The organism is Nocardia sp. NPDC057455, from assembly GCF_042802775.1.
GTDB lineage: Bacteria > Actinomycetota > Actinomycetes > Mycobacteriales > Mycobacteriaceae > Nocardia.
Genome location: NZ_JBHVDM010000205.1, coordinates 1 through 1,578 on the forward strand (window position 1 = coordinate 1; position 1,578 = coordinate 1,578).

At 68.4% G+C, this 1,578-nt stretch carries 2 protein-coding genes and 1 pseudogene; all 3 read left to right on the forward strand.

Going from position 1 to position 1,578, the window contains the following annotated elements; translation table 11 throughout:
* Positions 1 to 258 (forward strand): annotated as a pseudogene (locus ACFU5M_RS34465) (hypothetical protein); the annotation flags it as partial.
* Between the two features lie 2 nt (positions 259 to 260).
* Positions 261 to 1,280: a glycoside hydrolase domain-containing protein gene (locus tag ACFU5M_RS34470; RefSeq protein ID WP_379055811.1), complete on the forward strand. Its 1,020-nt coding sequence runs from the start codon at positions 261 to 263 to the stop codon at positions 1,278 to 1,280.
* Positions 1,281 to 1,285: 5 nt separating this feature from the next.
* A partial coding sequence (locus ACFU5M_RS34475) for a hypothetical protein (RefSeq protein ID WP_379055813.1) occupies positions 1,286 to 1,578 on the forward strand: 293 nt, incomplete at its 3' end.

The window sequence follows — 1,578 nt, forward strand, 5'->3', positions numbered from 1 at the left end:
CCGCCGGGCTATCCGGCGTGGCAGACGATCTACCACTACATTGCCGCGGTCGGCTACGACACCAACGCCCGCGCGGTGTACATCGCCGACCCGGCGAACTTCGGTGGCTATCAACACTATTGGCTGACTGTGGCGAAACTGGCCTCGCTAGTTTCGCCGAAGGGATACGCGTTCGCGCCGGGCCCGGCCGCCGACGATACGGCGGCGATCTGGGCCGACAACCTCGCGCAGCTACTCGGGCCCGGGCCGGCGGTGTAGTCGTGGCGATCTTCCGACCGAACCTACCGAAGCTGATCGACACCGCCTCTGTGCTCGGCGACGTCGCCGACCCCGCGGCCGCGCTCGAAGGCTCGCCGTATCTGGGCCGAATCTTCTACCTACGCCGCCGCGACTGGCATGAGACCCGGTTCCCGGACGTCATCAGTCGATCCGAGGCCGACAGTTACAAGCGGCACGGCAAAGCGATCGTGCTCAACTTCGAGGACGCGGCCGCGAATTGGTGCCTCGGCGGCTACGACGTCGGCCGCGACCGCGGCGAGGTGTGCGCCGAACAGCTCGCCGCGATCGACTGCGAGAACGCCGTCGTTTACATGAGCGTCGATTTCCGGCCCGCCAACGCTGAGCAGATGAGCCGGGTCATGGAATGCCTACAAGGCTTCCAGCATTCCCCGCTCGGGTGGCGCGGCCGCGCGGTCTACGGGTTCGCGCCGACGCTACGCGAAGCGCACCGGCGAGGCCTCGCCGACTGGTACTGGCTGTGCGGCGACGGCCGCGAGCTGGCGGCGGGACGCCGCGACTTCGACCTCGCCGGCGTGGTGAACATCTGGCAGCAGAACAACGAACAACCCACCTTCCGGGGTGTCCAGGTCGACGAGAACTACGTCTACACCCCGGCCGATTACGGGCAATGGAAACCACTACGACAGGAGAGCACCGTCATGGCCGACGACCCCGCCCGCGACGTACAAACCCAGCTCCGCGGCCCGGACCTCGCCGGGTGGCCCGTCCACCGTTACGACGAGGGCGACCGGCCCGAGGCCGACCGCACACATCTCACGCTCGTGGACCTCGCCCGGGCTGTCGACGCGAAGCTGTCGTCGCGTTTGCCGCTGCACGGCGACGAACCGAACCCGCGGCCGGTGCCACCGGAAACCCCCGATGACATGTGGGGGCATGTGCTCAGCGCACGCGCCGAAGGGCTGAAAACCCTCGCCATCGTCGAGCGGCTCGCGAAGGCGGCCGGCGTCGATGTCTCCGACATCATCGACGAACGGAAGTGATCGCCATGCAGGACCCGAACGCCGACCAGGGCGACGAGCAGCCGGTCGACTCCCCGCTCGCCGAATACCTGCAATCGACACCGCTGTACCGCCGGTATGCGAAGGGCATCGCCGCCGCGGTGTCCGCGCTGATCAACCTCGCGTGGCTGCTGACCGTGCTTCCCTCCGGCCTCGTCTCGCCCGGCGTCGCGGTCGCGGTCGCGCTCGCTGTGCAGTTCCTCGGCGGCGTGCTCGGCGTGGTGAGCGTCCCGAACTCGCCGACCACGGCGCAGCTCGAGCAGATCGAAGACTACGTCGG